The organism is Fibrobacter sp. UWP2, from assembly GCF_900141705.1.
Lineage (GTDB): Bacteria > Fibrobacterota > Fibrobacteria > Fibrobacterales > Fibrobacteraceae > Fibrobacter.
On sequence record NZ_FQYM01000003.1, the window covers coordinates 120,657 to 140,339 of the forward strand.

21 protein-coding genes and 1 tRNA gene are annotated in these 19,683 nt (G+C 55.1%); 13 read left to right on the forward strand and 9 right to left on the reverse strand.

The annotated features are described in order from the left end of the window. Nucleotide 1: 1 nt before the first annotated feature. From BUB55_RS03135 to BUB55_RS03165, 7 genes are all read left to right on the forward strand, one after another. Nucleotides 2–1,387 carry a Y-family DNA polymerase gene (locus BUB55_RS03135; protein WP_073188132.1) on the forward strand — a complete coding sequence of 462 codons (1,386 nt, stop codon included), beginning with the start codon at nt 2–4 and terminating at the stop codon, nt 1,385–1,387. After that, nucleotides 1,384–1,602: a hypothetical protein gene (locus BUB55_RS03140; RefSeq protein WP_073188134.1), complete on the forward strand. Its 219-nt coding sequence runs from the start codon at nt 1,384–1,386 to the stop codon at nt 1,600–1,602. Before BUB55_RS03135 ends, BUB55_RS03140 begins: the two co-directional genes overlap by 4 nt. Nucleotides 1,603–1,726: 124 nt before the next feature. Next, a complete protein-coding gene (locus BUB55_RS03145) occupies nt 1,727–2,938 on the forward strand; it encodes a cytosine permease (RefSeq protein ID WP_073188136.1) in 1,212 nt (403 codons plus the stop codon). Nucleotides 2,939–2,958: 20 nt separating this feature from the next. Beyond that, nucleotides 2,959–3,789: a pyridoxamine kinase gene (locus tag BUB55_RS03150; RefSeq protein WP_073188138.1), complete on the forward strand. Its 831-nt coding sequence runs from the start codon at nt 2,959–2,961 to the stop codon at nt 3,787–3,789. Nucleotides 3,790–3,798: 9 nt separating this feature from the next. Beyond that, nucleotides 3,799–4,458: a TatD family nuclease-associated radical SAM protein gene (locus BUB55_RS03155; RefSeq protein ID WP_073188140.1), complete on the forward strand. Its 660-nt coding sequence runs from the start codon at nt 3,799–3,801 to the stop codon at nt 4,456–4,458. 96 nt (nt 4,459–4,554) lie between these two features. Then, the gene (locus BUB55_RS03160) at nt 4,555–4,902 is read left to right on the forward strand and encodes a hypothetical protein (protein ID WP_073188142.1); all 348 of its coding nucleotides are present in this window, start codon (nt 4,555–4,557) and stop codon (nt 4,900–4,902) included. A gap of 5 nt (nt 4,903–4,907) precedes the next feature. Then, the gene (locus tag BUB55_RS03165) at nt 4,908–6,911 is read left to right on the forward strand and encodes a GTP-binding protein (protein ID WP_073188144.1); all 2,004 of its coding nucleotides are present in this window, start codon (nt 4,908–4,910) and stop codon (nt 6,909–6,911) included. Between the two features lie 8 nt (nt 6,912–6,919). Here BUB55_RS03165 and BUB55_RS03170 read toward each other — a convergent pair whose 3' ends face one another. The 7 genes from BUB55_RS03170 to BUB55_RS03200 all read right to left on the reverse strand — a co-directional run bounded on the left by BUB55_RS03170 (nt 6,920) and on the right by BUB55_RS03200 (nt 13,139). Beyond that, the gene (locus BUB55_RS03170; RefSeq protein ID WP_073188145.1) at nt 6,920–7,810 is read right to left on the reverse strand and encodes a DUF58 domain-containing protein; all 891 of its coding nucleotides are present in this window, start codon (nt 7,808–7,810) and stop codon (nt 6,920–6,922) included. A 194-nt stretch (nt 7,811–8,004) separates the two neighbouring features. Further along, the gene (locus BUB55_RS03175) at nt 8,005–8,382 is read right to left on the reverse strand and encodes an Hsp20/alpha crystallin family protein (protein ID WP_073188147.1); all 378 of its coding nucleotides are present in this window, start codon (nt 8,380–8,382) and stop codon (nt 8,005–8,007) included. 319 nt (nt 8,383–8,701) lie between these two features. Then, the gene (locus BUB55_RS03180) at nt 8,702–10,174 is read right to left on the reverse strand and encodes a carboxypeptidase regulatory-like domain-containing protein (RefSeq protein WP_073188149.1); all 1,473 of its coding nucleotides are present in this window, start codon (nt 10,172–10,174) and stop codon (nt 8,702–8,704) included. 143 nt (nt 10,175–10,317) lie between these two features. Next, a complete protein-coding gene (locus tag BUB55_RS03185; protein ID WP_073188150.1) occupies nt 10,318–11,613 on the reverse strand; it encodes a TolC family protein in 1,296 nt (431 codons plus the stop codon). A gap of 82 nt (nt 11,614–11,695) precedes the next feature. Then, a tRNA-Val gene (locus BUB55_RS03190) sits at nt 11,696–11,770 on the reverse strand. Between the two features lie 48 nt (nt 11,771–11,818). Continuing rightward, complete coding sequence (locus tag BUB55_RS03195) at nt 11,819–12,283, reverse strand: PTS sugar transporter subunit IIA (RefSeq protein ID WP_073188152.1); 465 nt, start codon at nt 12,281–12,283, stop codon at nt 11,819–11,821. A gap of 82 nt (nt 12,284–12,365) precedes the next feature. Then, on the reverse strand, nt 12,366–13,139 hold the full coding sequence (locus BUB55_RS03200; RefSeq protein ID WP_073188154.1) for a type I 3-dehydroquinate dehydratase: 774 nt from the start codon (nt 13,137–13,139) through the stop codon (nt 12,366–12,368). A 99-nt stretch (nt 13,140–13,238) separates the two neighbouring features. Between BUB55_RS03200 and BUB55_RS03205 the strand changes: the two genes are divergently transcribed. The 5 genes from BUB55_RS03205 to BUB55_RS03225 are packed head-to-tail and all read left to right on the forward strand — an operon-like array spanning nt 13,239 to nt 17,262. Continuing rightward, nucleotides 13,239–13,820 (forward strand): ATP-dependent Clp protease proteolytic subunit, encoded by a 582-nt coding sequence (locus tag BUB55_RS03205; RefSeq protein ID WP_073188155.1) that lies wholly within the window; start codon nt 13,239–13,241, stop codon nt 13,818–13,820. Beyond that, nucleotides 13,820–14,740, forward strand: coding sequence for a signal recognition particle-docking protein FtsY (ftsY, locus tag BUB55_RS03210; RefSeq protein ID WP_073188157.1), 921 nt, complete (start codon nt 13,820–13,822; stop codon nt 14,738–14,740). Before BUB55_RS03205 ends, ftsY begins: the two co-directional genes overlap by 1 nt. Further along, the gene (locus tag BUB55_RS03215; protein ID WP_143152877.1) at nt 14,712–15,161 is read left to right on the forward strand and encodes a hypothetical protein; all 450 of its coding nucleotides are present in this window, start codon (nt 14,712–14,714) and stop codon (nt 15,159–15,161) included. Before ftsY ends, BUB55_RS03215 begins: the two co-directional genes overlap by 29 nt. Next, nucleotides 15,161–15,634 (forward strand): thioredoxin family protein, encoded by a 474-nt coding sequence (locus BUB55_RS03220; RefSeq protein ID WP_143152878.1) that lies wholly within the window; start codon nt 15,161–15,163, stop codon nt 15,632–15,634. Before BUB55_RS03215 ends, BUB55_RS03220 begins: the two co-directional genes overlap by 1 nt. After that, nucleotides 15,631–17,262 carry a glycosyltransferase family 2 protein gene (locus tag BUB55_RS03225; protein WP_234971780.1) on the forward strand — a complete coding sequence of 544 codons (1,632 nt, stop codon included), beginning with the start codon at nt 15,631–15,633 and terminating at the stop codon, nt 17,260–17,262. Before BUB55_RS03220 ends, BUB55_RS03225 begins: the two co-directional genes overlap by 4 nt. A gap of 77 nt (nt 17,263–17,339) precedes the next feature. Here BUB55_RS03225 and BUB55_RS03230 read toward each other — a convergent pair whose 3' ends face one another. Continuing rightward, nucleotides 17,340–18,416 carry a glycoside hydrolase family 5 protein gene (locus BUB55_RS03230; protein WP_073188246.1) on the reverse strand — a complete coding sequence of 359 codons (1,077 nt, stop codon included), beginning with the start codon at nt 18,414–18,416 and terminating at the stop codon, nt 17,340–17,342. Between the two features lie 54 nt (nt 18,417–18,470). Next, on the reverse strand, nt 18,471–18,761 hold the full coding sequence (locus tag BUB55_RS03235; RefSeq protein ID WP_073188162.1) for a hypothetical protein: 291 nt from the start codon (nt 18,759–18,761) through the stop codon (nt 18,471–18,473). A gap of 83 nt (nt 18,762–18,844) precedes the next feature. On the opposite strand from BUB55_RS03235, the gene BUB55_RS03240 reads away from it, so the two are divergent. After that, nucleotides 18,845–19,663 carry a menaquinone biosynthetic enzyme MqnA/MqnD family protein gene (locus BUB55_RS03240; RefSeq protein WP_073188164.1) on the forward strand — a complete coding sequence of 273 codons (819 nt, stop codon included), beginning with the start codon at nt 18,845–18,847 and terminating at the stop codon, nt 19,661–19,663. The last annotated feature ends 20 nt before the right edge of the window (nt 19,664–19,683 follow it).

Genomic DNA, 19,683 nt, shown 5'->3' on the forward strand with positions numbered 1-19,683 from the left:
TATGGACCGCACTTACGCTGCCATTGACCTCAAGTCATTCTTCGCCTCGGTGGAATGTATCCTCCGGGACTTGGATCCGTTGAAGGCAAAGCTCGTGGTGGCCGACGAGAGCCGTACCGAGAAGACGATTTGCCTTGCGGTGACGCCTGCGCTCAAGGCCTACGGGATTCCGGGGCGTGCCCGCCTTTTCGAGGTGAACCAGAAGGTGCGCGAGGTGAAACAGAGGACGGGTGAGACCATCGAGTTCATTATCGCGAAGCCGCAGATGGCCAAGTACGTGGAGTATTCCACGAAGGTCTACAATGTTTATCTCAAGTACGTGAGCGCTGAAGATATTCACGCCTATTCCATCGACGAATGCTTCTTGGATTTGACACGTTACCTTAAGTTGTACAAAAAATCGGCACGGGAACTGGTGAAGACGATTATCCAGGACGTTTTCACGACAACAGGGATTACGGCCACGGGCGGCATCGGCACGAACCTGTACCTTTGCAAGATTGCGATGGATATCATGGCGAAGCACGTGGATGCCGACGAAGATGGTGTGCGCATTGCGGAACTTGACGAGATGAGCTACCGCAGGCAACTGTGGGCGCACCAGCCGATAACGAGCTTTTGGCAGGTGGGGCGCGGGATTGCGGCGCGCCTGGAAAAGTGCTACCTGAACGGTGGCCGGGGAATCCGCACGATGGGGGACCTTGCTCGCGCAAGCGTCAAGAATCCCGAGGCGCTGTACAAGATGTTCGGCGTGAATGCGGAAATCCTGATTGACCATGCCTGGGGTTATGAACCCTGCACTATAGCCGATATCAAGAAGGCGAAACCCCGGAGCCGCAGTACCGGCGAGGGCCAGGTGTTGCAGGACCCGTACAGTTTCGAGAAGGCGCGACTCGTGGTACGCGAGATGGTCGATACTGTCTCGATGTCGTTGGTCGAGCATAATTTGGTCGCGAAGGGCATGGTGCTTACGGTGGGTTACGACCGCGAGAACGTGGACAAGGGAATATACCATGGCGAAACCGTTGTGGATTTTTACGGGCGCACGATTCCGAAGCCCGCTCACGGTACGGCAGCCCTCGGGCATTATTCCAGTTCGCAGTCGGCGTTTGCCGATGTGGTGATGAAGCTCTTTGACCGCATCGTGAACCCGGAGCTGACGGTGCGCCGCCTGAACCTGGTGGCATTCGACGTGGTAGACGAAGGCAACGAAGGTTTTGACCTGTTCACCGACGTGAAGAAGCAGGAACGCGAGAAAAAGCGCCTGAAGGCGGAACTCATGATAAAGAAGCGTTTTGGAAAGAACGCCATCGTGAAGGGCATGGACTTGCAGGAAGGTGCTACTACGGTTGAACGCAACGGACAGATTGGAGGGCACAGGGCTTGATTGATAATTATAAAGACATAATCGATTTGCCGTACCCTCAGAATGATTGGAACTTCCTCATGAAGCACCCGCGCATGGCTGTGGTGGACCGCGCGAAGATTTTTCATCCGTTTGCAGCGTTACGGGGACATGCGGAGGCGCTGGACGCTACCGCCGAAAAGAAACTGGATGCCGTGGAAAACGAGTTCGGCTACGAGGACGATTTCGGGGCATGAATACTTTTTTGTTATAGTCTAAAAATATAACAAGCTATAAGAATATGGTATTGACTTTGGCCTTGTATGCTCAAGTCTTTATTTCTATTTTTGCGCCGTCTTTAACCCCGCTCGGAGGTGCAGCATGGAAAAACGCACAGGTCTGTTTTCGAATGGAATTATCTGGTTCGGTGTCGCCATATCGGTTTCCGAAATCGAGGCGGGTATCGAAATCGGTGCCGCCTCTGCGCCGGGTTCTCTTTGGCTCCCGCTGGTGCTCGGCCACCTGTTGGGCGGAATCCTGCTCTTTTTCGTGGGCCTTATTGGAGCCCGCGTCCGCTTAAATGCAATGGAGACGACGTCTTCTACGTTCGGTAAGTATGGCTCCAATTTTTTTGCTGCGCTGAATGTTTTCCAACTGCTCGCTTGGGTGGCGGTGCTGAATGCGCAGGGCGCGTCTGCCTTGGCGGGGCTCAACTTGCCTATTTCTTTCCCGTTCACGTGTGTTATTCTTGCTGTGCTTATTGCCATCTGGGTTTTTGTGGGCCTCAAACGTTCTGCGAACGTGACTACGGTCGTGATGGCGGCACTCGCTATTTTGCTCGCCGTGTTGACGGTTAAGTTGTTCAGTGTCGGTGCGTCTGGCGCACTTACTGCAGGGGCTGCAACTTCTGCCGCACTGCTCGGCTTCTGGAACATTTTCGAGATTTCCATTGCCATGCCCATCTCCTGGCTGCCGGTGATTTCGGACTACACGAAGGATGTGGAAAAGCCTGTGAAGGCGACTGCGGTTTCCGCGGCGGCCTACACGTTCGCAAGTCTTTGGATGTACATCATCGGCGTCGAGATTTCTGGGCTCGGTGCGGGTAACAACATTGCGCAGGCTATTCTCCTCGCGGGTCTCGGCATCCCGGGCATCGTCATTGTGGTGCTTTCTACCGTCACGACAAACTTCCTTGCGGCAAATTCCGCAGGCGAATCCTCGAAGGCGATTTATGGCAAGATCAACCCGAAAATTGCGGGCGTTATTGTGAGCCTTCTGAGTGCGGCCCTCGCCATTTCGGGAATCATGGAACATTACATCAGCTTCCTGTACTTGATTGCCTCGGTATTTGCTCCCATGGCGGCTGTGTTGCTCGTTTCGTTCTACTTCGGGAAGGGTGATGCGGATACACGCGGCGGATCTCTCGGATTCTGGCTCTGGAACCTTTTCTCTTGGCTTGCAGGCTTTATTGTGTATCAGGTGGCCGAACGCCTCGATTCCGTGCCGCTCGGCCCAACGCTCCTTGCCGTTATCGTATCCGCGGCCTTCGCCTATGCCCGCGTGCTATTCCGCGGCATCCATAGCAGGCAATAATTTCTAAATTATAGCCCGCTATGCCCCAGAAAAAAATTGCCCTCATCAACGATATCACCGGATTTGGCCGCTGCTCGGTTGCCGTTATGGCGCCTGTCATCTCGGCCATGAAAATCCAGGCGGTGGCCATCCCCACGGCAATCCTTTCGACGCATACGCAGTTCCCCAAGTATTTCTTCGACGATTACACCTCCAAGATGCGCGACTACATCCAGACCTACAAGGATCTGGACATGAGTTTCGACGCTATTGCGACCGGGTTTCTCGGTTCCGAAGAGCAGGTGGACATCGTCATCGACTTCATCAAGACTTTCAAGAAGAAGGGCGTGTTCACGCTGGTCGACCCGGTGATGGGCGACTACGGCAGGCTTTACCAGACGTATACGCCGGACCTGTGCGAAAAGATGAAGGCGCTCGTGCACTACGCGGATATCCTGACGCCGAACCTCACCGAACTCTGCACGCTCACGGATTCGGACTACCGCGACGGGAATCTCACGACTGTCGAAATCGAGAACATGTGCAGGACGCTTGCCGAGCAGGGCCCGGAACACATCGTGGTCACGGGAATCCGTTACAGCGGTACGCAGATCATGAACTACGTGTACAGCAAGGGCGAAGAGGCTAAAATCGTGATGGTGGACCGTATCGGCGGCGACCGCAGCGGAACGGGCGACGTCATCAGCGCGGTGATTGCCGGCATGTACCTGAACGGGCACGGTTTTTACGACTCCGTGAAGAAGGCAGCGGAATTCGCGTCCAAGTGCATCCGCTACTGCGAAGAGAATAAGGTTCCCATGCACTGGGGCCTGAGCGTCGAGATGTACCTTCGCGACCTCATCGAAGACTAAGGGGGCAAAATGATAGTTTATACCGTTACAGGGACCGTCGGTCAGGCTGGATATTTGGATATCGCGAACAGCGGCGACATTGCGGGCAAGAACATTTACGTGAACATGACGAACCGCTGCCCGTGCAACTGCGTGTTTTGCCTGCGCCAGACCAAGAAGATGATGGAAGGCAACACGCTCTGGCTCAAGGAAGGCGAACCGAGCGTCGAGAAGGTCATGGAAATCTTTGACGCTTACGACCTCTCCGTCATCAACGAACTGATTTTCTGCGGATACGGTGAGCCGCTCGAGCGTCTTTACGACGTGTGCAAGGTCATAGACCTGCTCAAGGCGAAGTATCCGAACTTGAAGGTGCGCCTCAACACGAACGGCCTTGCGAACCTGATTCACGGCAAGGACGTTACCCCTGAACTCGAGGGGCGCTTCGACACCGTTTCCATTTCGCTGAATGCCGCGGATGCCGAGGAATTCCTGGCACTAACCCGTTCCAAGTTCGGCATCAAGTCTTACGATGCCCTCAAGGAATTCGCCGTGCTCGCGAAGGGTCACGTGAAGAACGTGGTGATGACGGTTGTCGAGAAGGTGATGCCCGAAGAAAAAATCGAGATTTGCCGCAAGTTGTGCAACGATTTGGGTGTCACGTTGCGAGTCCGCCCGTTTGAATCGTAAACGCCTGCTCTCGGATGAAGGGACCCTTCCGCTTGGCCGGGCCCTTTTTGCTAAATTAAAAGGGAAGGTGAAGGTCCCCTTTTCCCCGAGGTGATTATGAATCTTGATGAAGAATGTATCCGCGAACTCCAGCGCAAAGACAAGGAACACGATGCCCGCCTGGACATGCAGAAGGAAAAGGATTACGAACACGATGTCCGCATAGATGCCCTTTATTCCAAGGGCCGTGAACAGGCTTTCAAGATCAAGGCCCAGGCCGCCAAGGATGCAGAGCATGACTTCCGCCTGAATTCTGTTGATTCTATTAATGAGCAGCAGGATTCTGAATTGCATCGCCAGTCCGAAAAGGACCGTGAGCATGATGCTCGCCTAGAAAAGCTTGAAAAACTTTGTGCGGAACTATCCGAACGTATTAGCGCTCTTGAATCCCAGCTGAGAAAGTAGGGGTAATGCCACAGTCCATTCGCAACATCGCTATCTTGGCGCACGTTGATGCAGGTAAAACGACGCTCTCGGAGCGCATTTTGTTTACTGCGGGCGAGGTGCGCCGCCCGGGCAAGGTCGAGGAAGGCCTTGCGACGATGGACTACATGCCCGAAGAAAAGGAACGCGGCATTACCATCGAGAGCGGTGTGGCGCATTTTGAATGGAAGAACACCTGGTTTAACTTTATCGATACCCCGGGCCATGTGGATTTTGGCGCCGAGGTCGACATGGCGCTCTCGGCCGTGGAAGGCGCAGTGCTGGTGGTGAGTGCCGCCAGCGGCGTCGAGACGCAGACGGTGGCCGCCTTTAAAAAACTGCGCGCCGCCGGCGTGCGCACTATTTTGTTTGTGAACAAGCTCGACAATGCCGACTACTCGCTCGACGAGACGCTTATTAACATCGAGGAGGTGTTGGGCGTGCGCCCGGTGCTTATGACCCTGCCCGAATACCGTGACGGCAAAATGACCGCGGTGCTCGACGTTTTGAGCCAAAGCCGCCTGGAACATTCTGACACGGGTGAAGAGGTGGTGGACGAAAACTGGAACGTGGACGACGGCTGGGACAATTCCCGCGAACTCAAGAAGCACTACAGCGAAGCCGTGGAGTTTGCGAGCAACTTTGACGACGAAATCCTCTCGCTTGCGATGGAAAAAAAGCCGGTTTCGCCCAAGCTGCTTTTGCGCGGTCTCAAGGCGCTTGCCGCAAGCGACGATTACGCCCTGTGCTATGCGGGCTCTGCCATGGAAGGCTTTGGCGTGCGCAGCCTGGTGACGGCGCTCAGTTTCTTTTTGCCCGAGGTGCCGTCCTTCAACAGCGACGAGCTTGGCCAGGTGATTCGCCTGCGTCACTTTAAGGGCGTGGGCGAGATTTCCCTTTTCCGCAGCCACACCGACATGCTGCGCAAGGAATGGCCCGTCGGCTTCGAATTCTCCCGACTCAAGGCGAACTTGCTTGTTCCCGTAGAAGAAATTCGCGTGGGCGACATTTACGCGATGCGCACCCCGTTTGAGACGGAACTCGGCCAGATTCTATATATAGACCCTTCAATTGCTAGCCAGAGGCTCTCCACTCAGTGTGACGCATTTTCCAATGTCATCTTGAGCGAAGGGCATAGCACGGAGTCGAAGGGTCTCTCTATTCGTGACCATTACCAGCCCCTGTTGCAGACGCGCATCGAGTGCGTGTGTACCGAGGACTTCCACCATGTGGAAAAGAGCCTCTCCACCCTCAGCCGCATGGACCCGAGTTTTAGGGTGCAAAAGGACGATGGCGGTTTTTGGTACCTGCACACGGTGGGCGAGGTGCAGCTAGAAGTGTTGCTTGCGCGCCTCAAGAGGGAATTCGGCTGCGAAGTGCATGCTGGCAAGCCCGAGGTCCGCTGGCAAGAGCGCCTGTGTCACGAGGTGGGTCCTGTGGAAAACACCTTCCAGATTGGCCCGCACAAGATTTCCATCAAACTCTCGGCGACTCCCTTGGAGACTGCCGCGCACGACATCCGCCTTTCTGCCGAGTTCATGGAGACGGCGCCACGCGAGATCCTGGCCGGCGTGCGCTCGGCGCTTTTGGAGACGACCGAAGTCGGCGTGCTGGGCAAGGGCGCGCTTGTCGGCGTCCGTTTTGAAGTCCATGAATTTTCGTGGACCGAAGGCGCTCTGCCGCCGATGATCAAGAAGGCGTGCGCCGATGCCGTGACCAAGCTCATCAAGCCTGCTGACGTTGAACTCCACGAACCGGTAATGGAACTTTCTCTTGAATGCCCCGTGGACTTTGCAGGCAACATCACCGGCGACATCCAGAGTCGCAATGGCAAGGTGAAGGAAATCGGCGGCGACGGCCGCACGCATTTTCTCAAGGCGGAAATCCCTCTTCGAAAAATCTTCGGTTACGCCACGAATGTCCGCAGCATCAGCAAGGGTACTGCGCTCTACAGCATGAAGTTGCTCGGGTATCGTCCGGCAAATATTTAAAGTCTGATTTAGAGTCGGGCGGCTTTTGCTCTACGCCTAAAGTGCTCGATGAGCGGGGCCACCGTTTCCTTGAAGTCGTCGTGAGTCTCGATGCGCACAAAGTCAATAGACATGCGCTGGAACAGTTCCTTGGTCGTTTTGCCCTGGCGCTTGGCTTCGCGGGCGAACGCTTCGCGGAAGGCCGCATCGCCTGTGTCGATTAAAAGCGTCTCGCCGGTCTCGGGATCCTCGAGTTCCACGAGGCCTGCGGGCGGGAGTTCCATTTCTCGCGGGTCCACCACGGAGACCGCAAGCACATCGTGGCGCTTGCGCAGAATCTTGAAAGCGTTCTCGAAACCTTCGTCCAAAAAGTCGCTCATCACCACGACCACGGCACGGCGGTTCAGAATCTTGCCGGCATACTCCAGCGCCACCTGCGTGTTCGTGCCGTGGTGCTGCGGCTTGAAGTAGAGGATTTCGCGGATGAGCCGCAGCACGTGCTTGCGGCCTTTCTCCGGCGGGATAAACAGTTCGACCTGGTCCGTATAAATTAAAAGCCCCACCTTGTCGTTGTTCTTGATGGCGGCGAATGCGAGGAGTGCCGTGAGCGTCGCCATGACCTCGCCCTTCATCTGCTTGCCGGAACCGAACTCCGAACTGCTGGACGCGTCGACCATCAAAAGCATGGTCATTTCGCGTTCTTCGATAAACTTCTTTACGTAAGGCGAGCCCGTTCTCGCGGTCACGTTCCAGTCGATGGTACGCACGTCGTCGCCCGGCATGTATTCGCGCACTTCGCTGAACTCCATGCCGTTTCCTTTGAACGAGCTGTGGTAGGCACCGGTCATCACCGTGTCGAGCGTCCCGCGGACAGAGAGCTCAATGCGGCTTACGGTTTTTAAAACTTCTTTATCGAGCATTCTAAAATCCTGATCTTACCCCAAGAATATACAAAAAATGGAACCTGCAAAAACACGGGGCAAATCAACTTCCGTTGGTGATTTTACGACGTTTTCTTTATCAATGCCGAAAAACCCCCGGCATTGCTGCCGGGGATTTCCTATCTAAGGAGTGCGATGAAAATTTCAAGAATAGGTTGTTGTGCGCACAGTGGTTAGGCAATCGTCAACTTGCGTGCAGCGGCCTGTGCCTTTTTGGACATGTCGAATTTCAAGATGCCGTTTTCCAAGTTGACCTTGATACTGTCGACGTCAATGTCTTCGGCCAGGCGGAAACTGCGCTCGTAAGAGAACTTTCCGTCCTTGCGGGTGCGTGATGCCTTGACGGTCAAGATGTTCTTTTCGAGCTGTACGTCCAAGTCCTCTTTCTTGACGCCCGGCAACTCAACTTCCAGGGCAAAACCGTTCTCGGTTTCGTAGTAGTCGGCCTTGGGGGTGAAACTGCATTCGCCCTGGGCATTGGAGGCGCTAAGGGAGTCAAAGAAGTTCTGGAGATTGCAGAAAGCAGAAGGAAGAATTTGTGTGTTCATCATGGTTTTAACCTCGTTTTGTTGCGGGCTCGGCGTTTACCGTTGGCCCTTTGTTTTCGCTTTCCTATAAGCGAACGGCGTGCCAAAAGGGTGTTTTGAGGTCTTCCCTTTTGCGAAAAATCCTAAAAATGGCGAAATTTGCAGGATTTCGGCATTTTGTTTTGGCATGACCCTTGCGCCCGTTCACGGGCTTTTCATAAAAAAACAGGGTTGTTTCACTAGTAAAACGTCCCTCGGTTCATTTTGAACCAGGTTAGAAATAAAAAACGGCTCCCCGAAGGGCGCCGTTTTTGGTTCTGGAGAGGAGATTATAAGAAAAGGTCTAGAACTGTTCGAAGAACTTGTGGACTTCCTGCGGGACCCAGGTGTTCTGCCAGTTGCCGTTGTCGTAGGCAGTCCACTGGTGCTGACCGTTCCAGCTGCACCACTTAACCGGGAAGCGTTCGTCGACGGTTGTGAAATCATAGCAGAGGTGTCCGCTGCCGCCGACTTCCTTAGGCGTTTCAGCGCTGGCATCGGTGAAGTTGCCATTTGCATCTGCCTTGCCGTTGTTTTTCAAGATGCGCTTGAGGGCACTGTTCTTGGCTCTGTCATAGGGGCAGGTGCCGTCATTCTTGCCGTGTACAGCCATCCAGGCGATGGGCTTGCCCTTGTTCTGCGGCAGGTAGATATTGAAGTCGGCTGTTGCATAGACAGCGACAGCGCGGAGGCGGTGCTGCATGTCCTGGGCCATGGAGTTCGTGACCATGGCGCCGAAGCTGAAGCCTGTCATGAATATACGGGAGGTATCGACGCAGTAGTTCTCGTTGATGGTCGTAATCAACTGGTCAATGAACTTGTGGTCCTTGTCGCTGTTCATGCTCCACGGCATGCCGTCGGTATCGCCACGCGGAGCGACGAAGATGTAGTTGCCTTCGGTGTCCAACTTCTGCTGGCCGTAGTACGGAGACGGATGGTCCTGGTCCGGAGAGTGGTGGACGAAGTCTTCGGCGTTAGAGCCCATGCAGTGCATGGCGAACAGCACCTTGTGCGGCTTGTTGTTGTCGTAGTTCTTCGGCAAGGTGATGAAGTATTCGCGGTTTTCGCTGCCGACCCTCATTTCAAAGCGGTCGCCGTTTTCGACACTCCTGGTCTTTTGCAACGTTGACGTCTTGCCGCAACCCTTGCTCGGACGCGGTTCGTTCTTCAAAGCGTAACCGAATTTGAACTGCTCTTCGGCCGGTGCGGTCTTCGTGAGTTTCACGTTGACGGTCGTGTCGAGTGTGCCGAGCGGGATGCTCAAGGTGTCGAAACCGTCGGCGATGATCTGGAGGGCTTCGCCCGCGGCGGCGGCCTTGGCCAGGAGTCCCTGGACGGCGCCGGTGCTTGCCAAGTTGATGGACTTGTCGTTCGTGTTGAACTTGACCGTTTGCGTTGCGCTGCCGATGGTCACCTGCGCAAAGTATGTGCCCTGCCCTTTGAGTTCCTTGCTCATGTTCAGGTTGGTTGCGTTGGGGAAGTACTTGTTGACGACCTGGTTACCCATCAGGTCGAAAACTTTGACGTGCGCCGTGGCGGCGTTGTTGTAGTTGAAGGTTTGACGCAGGGCCTGTTGCTGCTCATCTTCGTGGATGAGGAACTTGCCGCTGGCATCGGTGGTGGTGGATTTCGCTTCCTTGATGAGGGAAACGTTGGCGCCGCTCACGGGGTTCCCTGATTCGTCGGAAACGGTCCCGCTAACGTCGTAGGCAAAAGTGGATGTTGCAAATGTTGCGCATAGGACACCCAAGAAACTAGAAAGACGCAAATCTTTCATGCTGTACTCCTTTTTTTTTACCCATTCACCATTACTATAATATCTTGAAAAAAAGGCGATGTTCCCTGACGGAAAAAAACAATCGTGGACATTTTATCCACGATTGACAAATTTTTGTTTACAATATTTGCTTTTTGAGTAAATTAGTCCAGTTTCCCCTGGTAGAGGTCCAGGACCTTACGGGCGAGGAGGCTCGTGTACTTGGCGTTCACCAGGTTCACCTGTGCCGTCTCGAGGTTGTTTTTTTGGCCTAGGTAGTCGGTGTAGGTGAGGGCGCCCGCGTTCCTTTGCTCTTCGGCGACCAGGAGCGCCTCCTGTTCGGCTTCCACCTGGAGGATGGCGGCCTTCCATTGCATGTCGGCGCTAACGGCGTTGAGGTATAGCTTTTCAATGCTGTTCTCCAGGCTCTTGGCGGTCTCCTGCATGCTCACTTGCGTCGCGCTCTCGTTCACCTGGGCGAGGAGCACCTTGTTCTCGGTGGCGCCGCCGTCAATGATGGGGATGTTGATGGCTAGGCTCACGGAGTTTTGCCAGCCGTACTTGAGCTGGTTCTTGTAGGCCTTGGATTCCCAGGCCTGCAGCCCGGTGCTGCTGTTGGCGCCGAGGGTCACGGAGATGGAGTTGCCCGCGCCGGCAACCTCGGTGCTCTTTTTGGCCGCTCGCACCGAGACACTGTCGGATTTGAGGCCGGGGTGGGCTTCCCGCACGGACTTTTGGAGCTCGGCCAGCGCCGGGATGGACTCCAGCGAGTCGGGGCTCGTGATGTTTGTCTCGGGCGCCTCGATGGCGAAGTCCTCGGTTTCGGGGAGTTCCAGGAGCTGGCGGAGCGTGGTCTTGGAGGTGTTCACGTTCAGCTGCGCCGTGAGTTGCGCCACCTGCTTTTGGAGCACGTTGGACTGGCTTTGCGTCAGGTCCTTCTTGGTGATGGAGCCCGCCTCAAAAAGCTTGCCGTAGTGCTCGAACTCGGCCTGGGCGAGTTCGACCGAGGCGTTTGCGGTGCGCAGGTTCTCGCCTGCGGCCAAAAGCGACATGTAGGCGTTCAGCACGCTCTCTTGGATGGAGCGCTCCGTTTGCTTGGTCTCGAGCTGCGCCGCCTGCTTGGAGAGCTGGTTCGCCTCGACCGAGAGGCTCGTGGAGCCGCCGTCCCAAAGGGTGTACGAACCCGAGACCCCCAGGTTTAGGCGGTAGTGGTCCTCGGTGTCGATAAACGGGTGGTCGTAGAGCGTGTTCTGGATGCTCGCGTTCACGCTGGGGTAGCGGCTGGACTTGGCCTGCCTGATTTGGATGTCGGCCTGCTGTTCGCGGAGTTTCGCCGATTCCAGCTGGAGGCTCTTTTGCTTTGCCTGGGCAAGGCATGCGTCCAGGGTCCATGCGCCGTCGGCGAACACCAAAGGTGTCCACGCCAGGAGTCCAAAAATGATAGCCTTGCTTGTATTCATGCCTTTTAGATGCCTCAGGAGGCGGTTCCGTTGCGGTTCACAAGATAATAAAAAAGGCCCGGTAAGGCCGGACCTTTTCGAGTGGACGGTACAAGATTTGAACTTGTGACCTCTGCCGTGTGAAAGCAGCGCTCTAAACCAACTGAGCTAACCGTCCGAGGTGCGAGCAAATATAGGAAAGGAACTGCAGGTTGTCAAGGGGCGGTTACAGGTACTTGTCTTCGGCGGCGCGGAGGATGGTCAGGAACTCGGCCGGGGTCTTGGCGGCAATCAGGTCCTTGCGGACGGAGCCATCGGCCAAAAGGCGGCTCACCGAGGAGAGGGCCTTGAGGTGCGGGCCCACGGTGTTGCCCGGGCTCACGATGAGGATGAGCAGGTACACCGGCTCGCCGTCAAAGGACTGGAAGTCCAGGCCCTTCTCGACTGTCGCGGCGACCATGCACATGCGGTCCACGTAGTCGATTTTGGCGTGGGGCACGGCGAGGCCGCAGCCGATGCCTGTGGAGCGGCTCTGTTCGCGGTTCCACACGGCTTCGAAAATCTCGTCCCTGTGGTCCAGTTTGTAGGCGCTGCAGAGCGTGTCTACCAGCTCGTTGAGGATGGCCTCTTTGGTTTCGCTGGCAGAATTGATCAAGATGCAATTATCTACAAATCGTTCAGAAAGACGCATAGTAGTTGTTTCCTTTTTTCTCTATCCAGCCAATATTTTAGCAAAAATTAGGGCAAAGTGGGGCTTTGTAATATGAAAATAGTCAAAACTGCCTAAATTTGTCCAAAAACGCCAAAGTGTCGCTCTTCGAAAACAGGTTTTCGAAGTTGTCCAGGGCCTTTTTCATGGTCATGACGTCAATTTGGCCGGGGGCCTCGGCGGCTTCGATGGCGCCGTAGGTGAGGTTAGCCCCCTCCTTGAGACTCCACAGGCGGCTGGTGCGTCCGGTGTCGCCCATGGCGAACGCGGCGAACAGGTCAAAGTACTTGTTGTTCTTTTTGGTGAACTTGTACAGGCGGTCGCAGTCGTCCTCGGAGTTGCTCATGGCAGCGATCTTTAAGCCGTCGGCCTTGACGCGGCGCAGGTCGTCCACAAGCGTTTTGAGGACCATGTCGTTTGGAATACGGATAAAGTTGTGCTCCGAAACAAGGATCTTGGTGCCCCTCGGTTTGGCCATGGCCTTGAGGTCTGCGAACTGGGCGAGGCAGTCGCGTTCCAGGTCCAGCCATTCGGGTGCTTCGTCCGCCTCCAAAATTTTTTCCCAGAGTTCGGGGCGTGCCACGGCCTTGGCGTCGGGGAATTTTCCGCCGTCGCGCTTGAGGCGGATGGTGCCAATCTGCATGGCTTGTGGGGCGACCCGGCGAACTCGCGCCGAGAGCGATTCCCATTCTGCCTGTTCAAAAAAATCGTAGCGAATCTCGAGGGCGTTGCAGGCTTGCAGGTCCAAAAACACGGGGCTCAGGGAGTCCTGCTCAATAGCCTTGAGAATGGCGGGGCTCACAAGGCCCGCAAGAAATGTTTCGCTTAACTTTGGCATGGCTCAAATATAGTTGATATGGGACGTTTTTGGCTTAAACGGGGGCAAATATGCGTTCTGTTTTTTCTACATTGAGGGGTAAATAGAAAAGGAAGCTTTATGGCAGATTGCAACGAAAAGAAAGAAGCCGAGACCCCGAGCATGATCAAGAAGGCCGAGGAGTACCTCGCCACCAAGCGTCGTGTGTTTTTGTGGGGCCAGGTCGATGACGAAAGCGCCGAACGCATTGTGAAACAGCTCCTGTACCTGGATTCCCTGAACAACGATGACATCGTGTTCTTTATCAACAGCCCGGGCGGAGTCATTAGCAGCGGCCTTGCCATTTACGATTGCATGAACGCTATCAAGAGCGATGTGGTCACAGTCTGCTGCGGTCAGGCAGCCTCGATGGGCGCCGTCTTGTTGACTGCCGGTGCCAAGGGCAAGCGCGCCGCATGGCCCAACGCCCGCATCATGATCCACCAGCCGCTCATCCATGGCGAAATCGTGGCGCCCGCGAGCGACATCCAGATCCAGGCCGAGGAAATGCTCCGCATCCGCGGCATTACGGGCAAGATTTTGGCCGAGACCAGTGGACATACCATGGAAGAGATTGACCGCGATACCGAACGCGACAACTTTATGAGCGCCGAAGAGGCCAAGGCCTACGGCCTGGTCGACAAGGTCGAGAGCCTGATCTAATGGGACTGTTTTCTGCCATCAAGAGTGGGCTCGCCAAGACCCGTGACGCCCTCGTGGGCGAACTCAAGGGGATTGTCGGCGCTGGTAAGATTACCGACGAGACTCTCGAAGAGTTGGAAGAGCACTTGATCAAGGCCGACGTGGGCGTGGAGGCTGCGTTCTTGTTGACGGATGCTTTGCGCGAACAGGCCCTGGGCAAATCGCTTACGACCGAGCAGGTGCTCGACATTATGCGCGGCGAGGCGGAACGCCTTTTGAAGGACCCGCCGCCGTTTGAACTCAAGGGCAAACCCCATGTGATTCTTGTAATTGGCGTGAATGGCGCCGGCAAGACGACGACCATCGGCAAACTCGCCGCCCGCCTCAAGAACGAGGGCAAGAAGGTGATGATTGCCGCCTGCGATACGTTCCGTGCGGCGGCCATCGAGCAGCTCGAGACCTGGGCCGAGCGGAGCGGTGCCGAATTTGTGAAGCACCAGGAAGGCAGCGACCCTGCCGCGGTGGCATTTGACGCCTGCAATGCGGCTGTGGCCCGCGGTTGCGACGTGGTGCTCCTGGATACTGCCGGACGCCTCCACAACAAAGATTACTTGATGGAGGAACTCAAGAAGATTGTCCGTGTTGTCAGGAAGGTGAATCCGGATTTCCCGCACGACATGTGGCTTGTGATTGATGGCAATACGGGACAGAACACCATCAACCAGACCAAGATTTTTAACCAGAGCTTCCCCCTGACGGGACTCGTGGTGACCAAGCTCGACGGCACGGCCCGTGGCGGTGCGGTACTCTCCATCGCGAGTTCGTTGCAGATCCCCATCCGCTGGATTGGCATGGGCGAACGCATTGACCAGTTGGTCCCCTTTAGCAAGGCCGAATACGTCGAAGGGCTTTTTGAAAGCGCCCTTGAAGAGCAACCGTAACGGGGAGTCGGGTTTCGTGATGTCCAAAGCTGTTCAATTTGCTTTTGCCTTGGGACTTTGCGGAATCCTGTTCGGGTTGTGTGCCTGCAAAAACGAGAACCCCGACATCGACGAGAAATTCATTGCCGCCTATGTGGACATGCGCGTGGCCGAACAGATGTACGGCGTGACGTCGCCCATGACGCGCCTCTATCGCAAGGCGACTCTCAAAAAGTACGGCTACACGCGTGAAAGCTTTTTGGCGGAGACCGACAAGATTTTGATGAACTCCGACTACTGGAAGCCCTTCCAGAATCGCGTGGTGGCCAGGCTCGACTCCGTACTGGATCCGGAATCCTTTATCAAAAAGAAGGAAGAGGAGGCTGCCAAGGCGAAGGCCAAAAAAGAAAAGGTGGCTCCCAAGCCGGGGGAGGTCAAGTGATGCGCGTTGTTAAAATTTTGTTGATGGTACTTGTGTTGCTCGCTCCGGCGAGCTTTGCCGCGAAGGCAGCCCCCAAGCTGGTGCGCTGGGTGGGTTATGCCGAAGCCCTCGAAAAGGCGAAGGCGAGCAACAAGCTGGTTTTTGTGGACCTGTATGCCGACTGGTGCATCCCCTGCCGCGTGATGGACGCGAACGTGTATAGCGACCCGACGGTAGCCTCCCTGTTGAACAACCGGTTTATCCCGGTAAAGCTGAATGCCGATTCCCAGGATACCATTGTGTGCGACGGGCAGTCCAAAACGGTGCAACGCTGCTATTTTGACGTTTGGGAATTGAGCGCCTTGCCTGCCTTTGTGCTGATAGCGCCCAAGGGACTTACTATACTTACGGTAACGGATTCCATGAGTCCCCAGGAAATGCAGATGCTTTTGTATCAGTTCCTGGAAAAAGAAAAAGAGTGGATTGAACGATGAGCGATCAAGTCTTGCTGTATTTGCAAATAGCCTTTTGGGTGCTCCTGTTTTTGCTGGTGCACTGCTACGGCCTGTTCCCGGTGACGCTCCCGTTTGTGAGTGAACTCTTCAAGCGCCGCCGCCGTGACGAGATCGAGAACTTTGAACTGCCGCACGTTTCCCTTTTGATTTCGGCGTATAACGAAGAAGCGGTTATTGAACGTAAGATCCAGAACATTCTGGAAATCGACTACCCCAAGGAGAAATTGGAGGTGCTGATTGGCGACGACGGTTCTGCCGATAAGACGGCGGAGATCGTAGCCCGCTATGCCGACCGTGGGATCACCCTGGTCAAGGCGCCCAAGAACGCGGGCAAGGCGGCGATGCTCAACCGCCTGCAAAAAATCGCGAGCGGCGAGATTCTTGTGTTCTGCGACGCCAACACCATGTTCTTCCCCAATGTGGTCCGCAAGCTGGTGGCGCCCTTCAAAGACAAAAAGATCGGCTGTACCTGCGGTCACTTGATCCTCTCCGACAAGAGCGGGAGCGTGCTTGGCCGTGGCGAGAGCTCGTACTGGGATTTGGAGTCTGAAATCAAGAAGTTCGAGGGAATTTTGGACCGCCTCATGGGCGGAAACGGCGCCCTGTACGCCATTCGTAAGGAATTATATACCGAACTCCCGACCAAGAAGAGCATCATGGACGACTTCTTTATTACGACGAAGATTTTGCAGAAGGGCTTCTTTTGCACGTTCATCGCGAGCGCCATCGGTACGGAGCAGACCTCCAAGGAAGGCGAGGGCGAGTACCGCCGCAAGGTGCGCATTGGCCGCGCGAATTTCAACTACCTGCTCTCTTACCTGCCCTTGCTGAACCCGTTCAAGCCGCTACTCGCATACTTATTCCTCTCGCACAAGTTCTTGCGCTGGTTCTCTCCGCATATCGTCATTTTGCTGTTCATACTCAATGCGCTGCTTTTGACGAGCGGTCCTGTGTACCAGGCTACCTTTGCTATAATGGTCTTGGTGCTGTTGGTTTGCGTGACCAAGGTTATCCCGAGTGCCTACTACTTTATGTCGATGAATATCGCAATGCTCAAAGGGTTCTTCCTTTCGTTCTGCCGCGAAAAGAGCGGCGGCTGGGCGCGTGAAGCCCGCAGTGACGACGACGCCCCGGCGACGGTTGGCGCTGCCAAACTTTTGCCTTTGATTGCGGCGGGAGTCTTGGCCTTGAGTTCTGCTCCGGCAAACGCGTTTACCGTAGACGTGCAGGGCGGCGTGGTGAACCACATTAGCGACATTACCGAGTTCAACCTCAATGTTTATGGCCACTGGTGGTATGCGATAGACCAAATGCTCTTTGTGGGCGTGGGCAGCGGCTACCAGGAAATCGACAACGACGCCCTCATCCCTTTGAGCGCCGCCGCCTGGATCCGTCTCCCGATTGGCGGGCAAACGCTCCCGGTGGTTGTGGGCGACTTTGGCTACCTCTTTGGTGGCGACCATCAAATGTTCTGGAGAGCCGGTGGCGGCTTCGACATAAAGAACGGCGATTACTCGTCTATCTTGCTCATGGGCGGTTACGAATTCCTGGACCATGCAGGCAAAGGCTATGTTTACCTGCAGGCCGGAATCTTGATAGAACTGTAGCAGTTGGAGTCGCGGCCTTCGACCGCTTTGAGGTGTGAGGTGTACTCACTACTCACTACACATTGCGACGAAGTCGCTCATCCCTTGGCGAGCATTTCCATGAGCTCCTTGTCGAGGCGCTCTGGGTTGTTGTACTGTTCCAAGCTGTTGTGGAGCGATTCGCCCTTGGAGACCAGGCCAAAGTCCAGGTTCTTGTAGTTCCAGTAGCTAAAGCCCACGTCGGCTTCGCGCAGAATGTCGAGGAAGTCGCGCATCCAAGCGAGTTGGTACTTGCGCGGAACCTGGACGTAGACGCCGAACTCGTTGCAGCTTACGGGCAGGTCGTACTTGGCGCGGAAATCGAGGGCGTTTTGGATGCTTGCCTGGAGCCTTGCCTTGTCCCACTTGCCGTACTCGTAGTTGAGGCGTACGCCGTCGGTTCCTTCGGGTGCCGCGTAGTCGCCGGGCCAGCTGCGTTCCTGGTGGAAGAACGGATCCTTGATCCATTCCGCCTTTTGGTGGGTGAAGCTCACGGGCGTGTAGGTGTGGAAACTGTAGATGGCGTTGTCGTCGTCCATCGGGGTGAGGAATTCAAATTCCTTTGCGCTGTTCCACTTGTTGCTACCGACCACAATGGTGTTCTTGGGGGCGTGCTTCCTTATGGCCCAAAAGATTTCGTCTTTTACTTTGTCCCAAACCTTGGAGTCGCTGCCGGCGGGCTCGTTCAAAAGCTCCATCATCACGCGGCTTTCGTTGCAATAGCGTTCGGCCATGTAAGACCAAATGTCGCATGTCTTTTTGCGTGCGGCGGGATCGGCAAAAAACGCCTGCTCCGTGGAACACCCCAGGTGGAAGTCGTGCCCCGGGCATTTGTGCAGGTCCAGAATCACGTCCAGGTCGGCTGTTTGGATTTCTTTGAGAGCCTTGTCCAAAAGCCCAAAGACCTCCTCGTTGGGCTTGCTGGCGTCGTCACTGTCAAAAACGTTAAAGTAGTCCACCGGGAGCCTGACGTGGTTGAACCCCGCCTCGCGGATGCGCTTGAAATCGCTTGCGCCGATGAACGTCTTTATGTGTTGGATGACCCCTGGAAAGAGGGCGGGGTCTTTTTCCTGGATGCAGTCGACCTGACTGAACCAGCCACCCAAATTCACTCCGCGTAGTCTTTCCTTTTTCATTTTGTCATCCCATGTGTTTGCAGCCGGAATTGGATGCAACTTGCTTTGCAAGATCTATTCGTCAATAACCTTCAAGTCTTCTTCGGCGATGTTCAAGTCCATAATGACTTCCATGTCGTCGGGAAGGTTGTAAAAATCAACCACGAGGCCGACCTTCTTGTCTTCGTCCTTTTGCTTTTCAAATTGGACGACGTCGTAAATCTTCATTTTGACAACGGCTTCCTGGGTTACAGGAATCTCGATGGTCATGCCCTTGCTAATGGGCCCCTCTATGATTTTGCCTTTGAACACCAGGCTGGTTTTGTCTTCGCCCAGCGAGGTCTTTTTCACGTGAAATACAGCCATTATACCTTAGCCATTCTCGTTTATTTTTCGGTTAATTCTTTAGCGGTCTTCCAAATACCACACATAAAAGTTAACTTTTTTACATGGCTCTTCGAGTTGGACGAATCCCTTTTTTAGTGTGTGCGCCGTTTTTCCATGACTTTTTAGGGCGCGAGAGCGAATTCCCCGATGTGGAATTTGTGGATGGTCCGCCTAGTGCGCACAACGCGGGGCTTAAGGACGGAAGCATCCACTTATCGCCGGCGTCGTCGATTACGTTTGCACAAAAACCGGGGGCGTTCGTGCTTTCACCTACGCTTTGCACGTCGTGCTCGTTCGAAGTCCGCTCCGTAAAACTGTTTTCGCAGTTCCCCATAGAACAACTGGGAGGGAAGTCGGTCCGGCTCACTTCGCAAAGCAAGACTTCTGTCGCCCTTTTGCGCATTTTGCTCGAAATGCGGTATGGGCTCAATCCTCTCTATGTGGAAGGCCTTGCCGCGGAGCCGGGTGACGACGCTTGCCTTTTGATTGGCGACTTGGCGCTAGAAGAAAACGAACGCGACCGCTTTGCCTACAAGTACGACTTGGGGACGCTTTGGCAGGACTGGCAAGGGCTCCCGTTTGTGTTTGGCGCGTGGATTATTGCCAAGGAGGCGTTGGAGCCCGCGTTGCTGCCCCCCTTGGAAAACTACCTGGAATGTACCGAGATAGGCATTGAGCGGTTCCGCGCAAACCCCAAGACCGCCCTGGACCGCTGGCTTGCAAAATACCCTGTGAAACTCCCTCGCCAGGTGGTGGAGGACTATTACCGGGTGATAGACTACCGCTTTACCGACGAACGCAAGCAGTCGCTGCGCGTTTTCTTTGATTTTGCGGCTCGCATGGGGCTGGTGGATGTTGCCCCCGAACTCGAATTCTTATAGTTTTTAGTAATATATGGACT

Bases quoted from the DNA above. Each gene is read 5' to 3' on its own strand.
- BUB55_RS03135 (WP_073188132.1), top strand. From the start codon at position 2: ATGGACCGCACTTACGCTGCCATTGACCTCAAGTCATTCTTCGCCTCG.
- BUB55_RS03145 (WP_073188136.1), top strand. From the start codon at position 1,727: ATGGAAAAACGCACAGGTCTGTTTTCGAATGGAATTATCTGGTTCGGT.
- BUB55_RS03150 (WP_073188138.1), top strand. From the start codon at position 2,959: ATGCCCCAGAAAAAAATTGCCCTCATCAACGATATCACCGGATTTGGC.
- BUB55_RS03155 (WP_073188140.1), top strand. From the start codon at position 3,799: ATGATAGTTTATACCGTTACAGGGACCGTCGGTCAGGCTGGATATTTG.
- BUB55_RS03160 (WP_073188142.1), top strand. From the start codon at position 4,555: ATGAATCTTGATGAAGAATGTATCCGCGAACTCCAGCGCAAAGACAAG.
- BUB55_RS03165 (WP_073188144.1), top strand. From the start codon at position 4,908: ATGCCACAGTCCATTCGCAACATCGCTATCTTGGCGCACGTTGATGCA.
- BUB55_RS03170 (WP_073188145.1), bottom strand. From the start codon at position 7,810: ATGCTCGATAAAGAAGTTTTAAAAACCGTAAGCCGCATTGAGCTCTCT.
- BUB55_RS03175 (WP_073188147.1), bottom strand. From the start codon at position 8,382: ATGATGAACACACAAATTCTTCCTTCTGCTTTCTGCAATCTCCAGAAC.
- BUB55_RS03180 (WP_073188149.1), bottom strand. From the start codon at position 10,174: ATGAAAGATTTGCGTCTTTCTAGTTTCTTGGGTGTCCTATGCGCAACA.
- BUB55_RS03185 (WP_073188150.1), bottom strand. From the start codon at position 11,613: ATGAATACAAGCAAGGCTATCATTTTTGGACTCCTGGCGTGGACACCT.
- BUB55_RS03195 (WP_073188152.1), bottom strand. From the start codon at position 12,283: ATGCGTCTTTCTGAACGATTTGTAGATAATTGCATCTTGATCAATTCT.
- BUB55_RS03200 (WP_073188154.1), bottom strand. From the start codon at position 13,139: ATGCCAAAGTTAAGCGAAACATTTCTTGCGGGCCTTGTGAGCCCCGCC.
- BUB55_RS03205 (WP_073188155.1), top strand. From the start codon at position 13,239: ATGGCAGATTGCAACGAAAAGAAAGAAGCCGAGACCCCGAGCATGATC.
- ftsY (WP_073188157.1), top strand. From the start codon at position 13,820: ATGGGACTGTTTTCTGCCATCAAGAGTGGGCTCGCCAAGACCCGTGAC.
- BUB55_RS03220 (WP_143152878.1), top strand. From the start codon at position 15,161: ATGCGCGTTGTTAAAATTTTGTTGATGGTACTTGTGTTGCTCGCTCCG.
- BUB55_RS03225 (WP_234971780.1), top strand. From the start codon at position 15,631: ATGAGCGATCAAGTCTTGCTGTATTTGCAAATAGCCTTTTGGGTGCTC.
- BUB55_RS03230 (WP_073188246.1), bottom strand. From the start codon at position 18,416: ATGAAAAAGGAAAGACTACGCGGAGTGAATTTGGGTGGCTGGTTCAGT.
- BUB55_RS03235 (WP_073188162.1), bottom strand. From the start codon at position 18,761: ATGGCTGTATTTCACGTGAAAAAGACCTCGCTGGGCGAAGACAAAACC.
- BUB55_RS03240 (WP_073188164.1), top strand. From the start codon at position 18,845: ATGGCTCTTCGAGTTGGACGAATCCCTTTTTTAGTGTGTGCGCCGTTT.